The sequence below is a fragment of the Desulfomarina sp. genome (assembly GCF_054039375.1).
Genome location: NZ_JBPLBA010000168.1, coordinates 20,169 through 29,951, shown reverse-complemented (window position 1 = coordinate 29,951; position 9,783 = coordinate 20,169). Strand labels below are relative to the sequence as shown.

The 9,783-nt window shown below is 44.4% G+C and carries 7 protein-coding genes; 3 read left to right on the top strand and 4 right to left on the bottom strand.

From position 1 onward, the window contains the following. Nucleotides 1–476 precede the first annotated feature (476 nt). A complete protein-coding gene (locus ACXLDX_RS10115; RefSeq protein WP_457577061.1) occupies nucleotides 477–2,969 on the top strand; it encodes a ubiquitin-conjugating enzyme E2 in 2,493 nt (830 codons plus the stop codon). 119 nt (nucleotides 2,970–3,088) lie between these two features. On the opposite strand, the gene ACXLDX_RS10110 is transcribed toward ACXLDX_RS10115, so the two are convergent. Continuing rightward, the gene (locus ACXLDX_RS10110; RefSeq protein ID WP_457577060.1) at nucleotides 3,089–4,060 is read right to left on the bottom strand and encodes a KpsF/GutQ family sugar-phosphate isomerase; all 972 of its coding nucleotides are present in this window, start codon (nucleotides 4,058–4,060) and stop codon (nucleotides 3,089–3,091) included. Nucleotides 4,061–4,609: 549 nt separating this feature from the next. On the opposite strand from ACXLDX_RS10110, the gene metK reads away from it, so the two are divergent. Beyond that, nucleotides 4,610–5,776: a methionine adenosyltransferase gene (metK, locus tag ACXLDX_RS10105; protein ID WP_457577059.1), complete on the top strand. Its 1,167-nt coding sequence runs from the start codon at nucleotides 4,610–4,612 to the stop codon at nucleotides 5,774–5,776. Nucleotides 5,777–5,981: 205 nt separating this feature from the next. Then, the gene (gene ahcY, locus ACXLDX_RS10100; protein ID WP_457577058.1) at nucleotides 5,982–7,280 is read left to right on the top strand and encodes an adenosylhomocysteinase; all 1,299 of its coding nucleotides are present in this window, start codon (nucleotides 5,982–5,984) and stop codon (nucleotides 7,278–7,280) included. An 85-nt stretch (nucleotides 7,281–7,365) separates the two neighbouring features. Here the strand turns inward: ahcY and ACXLDX_RS10095 are convergent, their stop codons facing one another. The 3 genes from ACXLDX_RS10095 to dsrB form a co-directional block, all read right to left on the bottom strand. After that, nucleotides 7,366–8,133 (bottom strand): biotin--[acetyl-CoA-carboxylase] ligase, encoded by a 768-nt coding sequence (locus ACXLDX_RS10095; protein WP_457577057.1) that lies wholly within the window; start codon nucleotides 8,131–8,133, stop codon nucleotides 7,366–7,368. A gap of 173 nt (nucleotides 8,134–8,306) precedes the next feature. Beyond that, a complete protein-coding gene (locus tag ACXLDX_RS10090; protein ID WP_457577056.1) occupies nucleotides 8,307–8,537 on the bottom strand; it encodes a dissimilatory sulfite reductase D family protein in 231 nt (76 codons plus the stop codon). Between the two features lie 93 nt (nucleotides 8,538–8,630). Further along, nucleotides 8,631–9,758 (bottom strand): dissimilatory-type sulfite reductase subunit beta, encoded by a 1,128-nt coding sequence (dsrB, locus tag ACXLDX_RS10085; protein WP_457577055.1) that lies wholly within the window; start codon nucleotides 9,756–9,758, stop codon nucleotides 8,631–8,633. Nucleotides 9,759–9,783 lie beyond the last annotated feature (25 nt).

Sequence of the window (9,783 nt, the reverse complement as noted above, 5' to 3'; positions counted from 1 at the left end):
TTTTCACAATTTCCCTCAATTACTTAATGAATTCCGATTACGCATGAAACTCAGCCTGTTATTTGTGAGTCTGGGGATTGGGCCTGTTTTATCAGGCGTATTTCAAAAATCACTTTAGACTGATTATAAAATGATCTGGACTGACACTTTTTCATTTGAATTCCTTATCAATTGAGATTTCCAGTGATTTTTTAACCGTAGGCTAGCCTGATCAAACAGGTACATCCACAATTTGGCTGAATTTCATGGGTAATCAAGATAACTTTTGTTATTTAGAAGAAAAATAAAAAACCTGAGCGACCTCTTTAAACATTTTTAAAAAAGAAAAATTTCATGATATTCGCAAAAACACTCACTAACTAACTTTTGCAGGAAAAAAAATAGGGATAATTCAATCTTTTAATTTGTAATGCGTAATGAACTTGATATACTGTCTGATATTGTACACATATACCTACCATGAATATATTTAATATATGACAGCTCAATCCGACCAACTCAGTGAGATTCTAAGCCGGATCACAAGGGAATTTTCTGCCCATGAATTCATTTCCGTCCAACCCGTAAAGGGTGACCCGCCGGATCAGTATGAAATAACTTATTCTGTCCCTGGAATGATACAGGAAAATGACGAAATCATACTGGCGGAAAAACATATTGTTGAATGCTCAATACCCTTCGGCTTCCCACATTTCCCGCCGAGCTGTAAACCTAAAACCCCGATTTTTCATCCAGATTTCGATCCTGCTGCCATCTGTCTCGGTGATTTCTGGGAACAGAACAAATCTCTGCCTGAACTGATCATCCATATCGGCAGAATGATATGTGGCGAATTCTATTCTATTGACAATGCTTTTAATGAGGAGGCTGCGCTCTGGTTTACAGAAAACAGCTCACGATTACCATTCTCCACAATTCTCAAGGCAAAAGGCGAAGGTACACCACTGAGTCAACCTATTCCTGCAGAAATCGATACTCTTGATGATTCTGACCTGACAACCGGACATGATTATCTCTCCATCGAACAAACCGATGAAGAGGAATTAATCCAGGAGAAACAACCTGAAGAATCTCACTCAAGCGAGGCAGATACCGGATCTGAGATTGATTTTGCCCTGATCCAGCTTCTGGATAAACAAAATCGCTACTCCCAGCTTTTCAATCTGCTGAGTGATCTTCCCCCATCAACCAGGCAGGAGGCAGAACCCTATTTCTCAAACGCTAAAAAAGCGATAAATATTGCCAAGAAATTTCATAATAAGGCAAGAAGCGAAGAAGACAGGGGCAACGGTGAAACAGCCCTGAAACTTTATGAAAAAATCCCGGAAACCGTTGCAGATTTCCCTGATATTTCCATAGATATTGACAGGCTGAAAAGAAGTATTGAGCTGCTCAGAGAATTATCTTCAGAAAACATTTCCAACGACCCGGAACCACCAGAAATCCCACAAAAGCCAACGAAGGAAAAAACAAAGAAAGCAGGTTTTCCAACAAGAAAAAAGAAACTGGACCCAACACCTTCGCCTGCTTCGCCCCCGAATGCAAAAATCAAACTTATCCTTATCCTCGGAATTATTCTCCTCTTGTCCGGTGCAGCCGGGTATTACTATTACACACTTCAACAGAATATCAGTTTCGCCCGGAAGTCTTTTTCTATCTGCAAAACCCAACTGAAAGAGGAAAATTTTACCAGTGCAAAACAGAACTGCGACCAGGCCATGATACTGGCAGGGCATGTTCAGTTTATACGCCAAACAGAAATGGCTGTTCTCAAATCTGAAATACAAAACACACTTCAATCCAAAAAAATGAAAATGGGGTTGGCCGGTAAAATTTTGTTCAACGGCCAGTATCTCGACAGAAAAGATGTCAAGGCGCTGCTCTTTTTTGAGGAATTAAAAAAGACTGCGTTTTCTCTCTACGATGAAGCCAGATGGGCAGACGCCTCCACCAAACTGCAGGAAGCCATCAGCGTGGCCCGCAATACACAGGCCCTCGACAATACAGTCCTGCCTATACTCATATCGAAGCTGCAACATGCGAAATTACTGCAGTTTCTAAAGAAAGCCAGTGAAAAACAAAAAGAACATTCCTGGAAACTTGCAATAAAACATTATACAGATGCACTGGTCTACCTCAATGAGCTGCCTCAAGAAATGCAGCAGCAGTACAGGGGGCAGCTTCTACAGGGATTGGAAAAAAGCCGGTTTGAAGATTTAAAATCAAAGGGTGACTCTCTGTTTGCTGAATCTGACTGGGAAAAGGCAACTTCTTTCTATCAAAAAGCCATACAGCTTGCTGAAAGTAAAGGTGTTGTACCGAAAGAAACGTTAAATAAAATAGCAGTTCATGCAAAAAAGGCAAAACTCTATAATGCCATAAAAAGAGGTAATCTTGCCTTCAGCAAGGGAGCCTGGCAGGAAGCCATTGATGCCTACAGAAGTGCGCAGATTCTACTCACAAAAGACAAGGATATGCTGAAAGGATCTGGCGGCTCTGATGTCAATGTAAAAAAACTGGCCAGAATTTCCCTGCAGGCATCAATAATAAAGGAAAGACAGGCCGCAAAAAAACAACTGGAGAAACAGAACCTGTCCGCCGCCAGGAACACCTACAGGAAAGTTGTTTCTATTATCGAACACAGCTCTTTTTCAAAAGACCCGGAATTTCAGGAGATAGCAACTGAAACCAGAGGAATGGTACAATCACTCGACCAGGAAATTTTTCTTAACCAGAAGCAAAAATATCTTGAAACAAACTTCAAAAAGATTTTTTCCTTGAATTATCCGTCAACAGTACCTGAAAAACTCAGCAATCCAATAATCACCTTTATTAAGGAAACACCTTCAAAACTTCTCTTCAAGCTTCAATGCCTGGAAAAAAGTGGCAGCCGTCCCCTCTCATTGATCATGTTTTATGCCTATGATAAAAAGAAAAAAAGTTGGGACTTTTCATCAGGTGATCTTTAAGCCACTTTGAAAAATGGCTAACTACTCACAGGGGTAACAACGCTATGATTGTATTGCCTCTGAAGTGTAGTTGTCTTTTCGCCCAATTTCCGCGTTACGGCAAAATACAACAAAACGGGCTAAACCAGAAAACGGAATTCTCCTTTTCCAAGAAGATCATGGAGGTGCAACATCCCCTCAAGACGTCCTTTTTCATCCACAATCGGCAAAGCTGTTATCTCATACTCCTGCATAATGCTCAGAGCATCTGCAGCCATTCTTGAACCTTCAATGCATACTGGAGCCACTGTCATAAGATCTGCAGCTGTTGTCCCGTTCAGTTCCACGTTGCCTATGATCGCCCGCCGCACATCACCATCGGTGACAATTCCCAGAACAGACCTGGTATCGTCAATAACTACAACTGCACCCTTGTTTTTTTCATTCAATTCCCTGATAGCCCGTCCTCCACTTTCTTCCGGAGAAATGACAGGAATATCCTCCCCCACCAGCATTACTTCAGACACCTTTACCTTCAATCTTTCTCCCAGACTCCCCCCCGGATGATTTAAGCGAAAATCCTCCGCCTGGAATTTTTTCCGGTTCAGCAGAACCACCGCCAGTGCATCTCCCATGGCCAGCGTTGCCGTGGTACTTGCAGTAGGAGCAAGTCCCAGGGGACAAGCCTCTTTGGGGACACTGATATCCAGTACTATATCTGCAGCCCTCGCCAGTGTGGAGTGAGCGCCTCCTGTCATTGCAATGATCCTGTTTCCCCTCTTTTTCAGGCTGGTCAACAGCCCGTTCAGCTCATTTGTTTCGCCGGAATATGAGATAGCCAGAACGACATCTGCCGCCATAACCATTCCAAGATCCCCATGCATTGCCTCAACCGGATGAAGAAAAAAAGAAGGCGTTCCCGTACTGTTCAATGTTGCAGAGATTTTCTGTCCAACCAGACCCGATTTGCCGATCCCGGTGATGACCAGTCTCCCACTGCAGAACTGAACAGCCTCCACAGCCCTGACAAATTCATCACCAATTCTCTTTCGAACTTCCGCAAGACCCTGTTCTTCCACGAGTAATACTTCCTTTGCTGCTTCTATCGACATAATCCGTCCTGATGTTCTTTAGATATAACGTAATTGCTCACAGTTGCCACAGTTTCCAGACCCACCTAACCGTTATCCACGGTAGCAGAGAGAACAAATGCGCAATTTAATCATTCAGATCTTTTGAACAAGCCCCATTTTTATACTTGCCCAAAAAATAGTGACTGATTCCAGCAGATTCACAGGATAACACGTTGAAATAAAAGCTTAAAATTCACAATCAGTTTTGTTTGAAAAAATCAGTCGCCTTTCTCGGTCCACCCGCTCACAGGTCATGGTTACTTTTGTTTTTCCTGGACAACAAAACAAATTATTATCATTTTTTCCCCAATTTTCTTGAATTTTCGGACAAAATGCGTATGATTTGCACCGAAGATTCTACAAGCTGAATCCTGCCTTCCAGAAAATGAGAACATTTTCTTCAATCAGTTTCCGCGGGTGTAAAAATGTCTTCCGGCAGGTCTTACTCCGTCGCCGGAAAAAGACCGTTTTTCCGTGCAGAAGAAGGATTCAGATATAACGCATTTCCTTCTCTCAATGGAGTTTTTTATGTCAGATTATTTATTCACATCCGAATCGGTTTCAGAAGGGCATCCTGACAAAGTTGCCGACCAGATTTCCGATGCCATTCTTGATGCCATTCTCATCCAGGATCCTGCAGCCAGAGTTGCCTGTGAAACCCTGGTTACGACCGGCATGGCCATAATTGCCGGCGAAATCACTACTTCTGCCTGGGTAGATATGCCGGATGTAGTCAGAAACACCATTAAAGAAATCGGATATAATTCCTCTGAAATGGGATTTGATTCACAGTCATGTGCCATCATTACTTCAATAGACAAACAATCCCCAGACATTGCCCAGGGTGTTGACGAAGGAAAGGGACTGGATCTGGATCAGGGTGCCGGAGATCAGGGGTTGATGTTCGGCTATGCCTGTAACGAAACAGCGGTTCTCATGCCCATGCCCATAACCTTTGCCCACCTACTGACAAAACGTCAGGCGGAAGTCCGTAAGAAAAACATATTACCATGGCTTCGCCCGGATGCCAAAAGTCAGGTCACGATACAATATGAAAATGATGTACCTGCACGGATAGATGCAGTTGTACTTTCTACCCAGCATAACGCTGATATCAGCTATGAAGATCTCAAGGAAGGAGTAATGGAAGAAATCATCAAGCCCGCTCTTCCTGCTGAAATGATTGATAACAATACCCAGTTTTTTATCAACCCGACGGGTAGATTTGTCATTGGTGGGCCGGTTGGTGACTGCGGAGTGACAGGACGGAAAATTATTGTTGACACATACGGCGGAAAAGGGTCCCACGGCGGCGGGGCTTTCTCAGGAAAAGATCCTTCCAAGGTAGATCGATCCAGCTCATACTACGGAAGATATGTCGCTAAAAATCTCGTCGCTGCAGGTCTTGCTGATGAACTTGAAGTGCAGATTGCCTATGCAATAGGCATTTCAAAGCCGGTCTCCATAAATGTAAACAGTTTTGGTACCGGTAAAATTTCTGATACCAGAATGAAAGAGCTTATCACTGAATTCTTTGATCTGCGGCCAAAGGCCATTGTACAACAGCTTGATCTCCTCCGGCCAATTTACAGGGCAACCGCGGCCTATGGCCATTTTGGTCGGGAACTTGACAATTTTACCTGGGAAAAAACAGATAAGGCTGAGCAACTTCGTGATGCCGCAAATCTTTCCTGATTCGTAACCAGTGTCCGGCCAGAAATTTGATTTTTCCTTCTATATAGAGGCGCAGGATCAATTTTATAGCAGGCATATATATGATATTCTAAGAATAAAATTAACCCTGCAACGAAGAGACAGAAGAAAAAGAACGTGTTTCTGAACAGACCAACTGTTTGTATCAGCTCTGAACTGAAATTACTCACACAAAAGGTATAAATACATGAGTACATCCAAAAATGATTTTAAGGTTGCCGACATTTCCCTCGCAGAATGGGGAAGAAAGGAAATCAAGATCGCCGAAACGGAAATGCCAGGCCTTATGGCCCTGCGAAAAGAATACAGTGACACGGCTCCATTAAAAGGAGCCCGTATTGCCGGTTGTCTGCACATGACTATCCAGACAGCTGTCCTGATGGAAACTTTAATTGAACTTGGGGCAGAAATACGCTGGTCCAGTTGTAATATATTCTCCACCCAGGACCACGCTGCCGCCGCCATGGCTGCTGCAGGCATTCCAACTTTTGCCTGGAAAGGTGAAAGCGAGGAGGAATTCTGGTGGTGTATTGACCAGACCATCTTTGGACCTGAAAACTGGCGACCCAACATGGTCCTTGACGACGGAGGCGATCTGACGCTTGTGCTCCACGAGAAATATCATGAGGAACTTAAAAACATCCGCGGAATCAGTGAAGAAACTACGACTGGAGTACACCGTCTCTCGGAAATGGCAGCGGAAGGTAGCCTGAAATGCCCCGCAATCAATGTCAATGACTCTGTAACAAAATCGAAATTTGACAATCTTTACGGCTGCAGAGAATCCCTCATCGATGGTATCAAACGCGGTACAGATGTCATGATTGCTGGTAAAAATGCGGTTGTTGTCGGGTACGGTGATGTTGGCAAAGGGTGCGCGCAGGCTCTGCGTGGTATGGGGGCAACCGTCTATATTACTGAAATTGATCCCATCTGTGCTCTGCAGGCCGCCATGGAAGGATATCAGGTTGTCACCATGGATGATATTGCCTCCATCGGTAATATCTTTGTAACCTGTACTGGAAACCTGAACGTGATAACCAGGGCCCATATGGAACAAATGCCAAACGAGGCTATAGTCTGCAATATCGGTCATTTCGACTCAGAGATTGATATTGCAGGTCTGAAAGATCTGGAATGGGAGAACATCAAACCCCAGGTGGATCATGTCATTTTTCCCGACGGCAAGAGAATCATCATCCTTGCAGAAGGCCGTCTGGTTAACCTTGGTTGTGCCACGGGGCATCCAAGTTTTGTCATGAGTAATTCCTTCACCAACCAGGTCCTGGCACAAATTGAACTCTGGAACAACCGCTCCAAATATGAGAACAAGGTTTACTTTCTGCCAAAAGAGCTGGACGAGATGGTCGCCAGGCTCCATCTCGGTAATATTGGAGCAAAACTCACCAGATTGACCGAAGAACAGGCAAAGTATATCGGAGTCCCGGTTACCGGCCCCTTTAAACCTGATTATTACCGGTACTGACATAAGGTAACTGGTCACAGGGTTGCTTCCCCTGTGACCAGCAGTTACTGCAGGGCGGATGGTTTCCAAACACTACCGGAAGCCATCAATCTTCTTTTACTGCAAACCCCGCCAGACGCAAATCTCCCGAGAGAACCCGGATGTCCCTGCCATCCTGACCCCGCAAATACATTCGTCCTTTTTCGTCCGGTCCCAAAGCCACCCCCCTGACAATTGATCCGTCATATCCTACGCATTCAAGAGATTTTCCCAACAGAAAGTCACGTGCCCGCCATTTTTCCAGAATTTCGCCAAAACCTCCACTTTCAAAGACCTCTATCTCCTTCAGTAATTTTTTTCTCACCTGTTCAAAAAGTTCTTTAATCGAGTGCTTTCTGCCACCTTCCAGAAATAACGACGTAACCATATCGCGTAAATTTTCCGGAAAATCCATAAGTACCGAATTCACATTCAAACCGATACCAACTATTGCCGCCCTTTTTCCTTTCATGACTCCATTCTTCACTTCCACAGACTCCGTCAGAATACCGCCACACTTTTTTCCACTGAAAAAAATGTCATTGGGCCACTTCAACTGACATCTTTTCTTGAGAACATTCTCAAGGACCTCAGCTACGGCAACTCCAGCCACAAGGGTCAACTGTGCATAGCGCTCAGGCAACACATCGGGGCAGACAATAATTGAGCAATATAAGCCTTTTCCAGGTACTGAATTCCATACTTTTCCAAGTCTTCCCCTGCCGTTAGTCTGTTTTTCCGCCACCACGGCAGTCCCATGCTCAACCCCTCTTTCCGCCTCGATTTTCGCCATCCTGTTTGTTGAATCAATTGATTCATAAAATCGCGTATCCATTCAGAAACCCTATCCAGACTTTTAAAATTGCTGATGATATATGACCGGGATTGTGACTCCTCACAGGCTCCACGGATTCTGCACTTGCAGGTTCAGTCACAAAAAAAAGGGCACCGGAAGTCTTGCTCCCCGTGCCCTTTTAAAAGTAGAAATAACAAAAATGTTTCTTTCCGCTATTCTTCCTCATCCTGAATACGACTTGGAATACCATACATCGTTGTTGACCCGGAAGACCAGAACATCAACCGTCCTTCCCGAACCATCTCATTGGCCACGTTTTTAATAACACGTGGTTTCGAGTCGGGATCACATTTGTAAAAATCTTTGATGTACAGTTGCGGTTTCGGAGATTTCGTAGCTTTCTCCTCAATGGCATCCTTCAATTCTTCTTTACTTAAAGCCATGATAGAACTCCCTTTAATAGGTTTTGAAGAAAGCATCGAACAACCGGAGTCTACCCATGCAGTCTCCGGTTATCAAACATCATTCTTGACTTACTATTTGATATGACTGGTATACTTGAACTGCGTTGTGGTACGCCAGGTATCATATGCGAGACGATAGTCATCGATGCTCTTCTCGGTAAATGGAATATCACATTTTTCGAAGAATTTCTCCCATCCGATTCTCTCGGCCCATTCACCAACACGCTCATACTTCTTGGCATCAGACGCATAAGCTTCAAGAATCTTCTTGATCGCTTCTACAGTCTCAGGCCATCTCGGGGTGTTATTCGGCAGAAAGGGAATAACCAGTTTAGAGAATTTCGGTGCTGTTCTTGAGTTGGATACCTTCCCACCAACAAGAATCGCAATACCGTCACCTTCAGGATCCGCCAGAGGCATGGCAGGACACATGGTGTAACAGTTACCACAGAACATACATCGGTCAACATTAACCTTGACGCTCTTGATTTCCTTGCCGTCAACCTCAGCCTTGGCCGGCTTTACAGCGCCGAGAGGACATGAAGCAATGGCGAGTGGCAATTCACAGACACCGGTAATACGCTCATTATCAATCATCGGTGGCTTACGATGAACACCGAGGATAGCAATGTCAGAGGCGTGAACAGCACCACACATATTGAGACAGCACGCCAGAGCAATACGTACCTGGGCGGGAAGCTTGTGAGATGTGAAATAGTCAAACAGCTCATCCATTACCGCCTTGACTACACCTGAAGCATCAGTTGCGGGAGTATGGCAATGTACCCAACCCTGAGTGTGAACAATATTGGTTACACCGGCACCGGTTCCACCAACTGGATAGCTGTTGCCGTAACTGGCCAAGGTATCGAGCAGAGGCTGAACCTTATCCTTGGAATCAACCATGAACTCAATATTATTCCTGGTAGTGAAACGAAGGAAGCCGTCGCAATGCTTATCCGCTATATCACAGACTTCACGAATATATTCGATGGAAACCAGACGCGGGGATCCGACACGAATGGAATATACTTCATCACCGGTTTCCGATTTATGCATCAGGACACCAGGCTGAACAATCTCATGATAAAGCCACTTGCCCTTATTCGCCTTGATTACAGGCGGGAAAAACTGTTCGTAATGCGGGGGACCAAGATCTGAGATCCTGCCATCCATTGGTTTGTCTGGATTATAACCCATGGTAAATCTCCTTATGTATTAAATA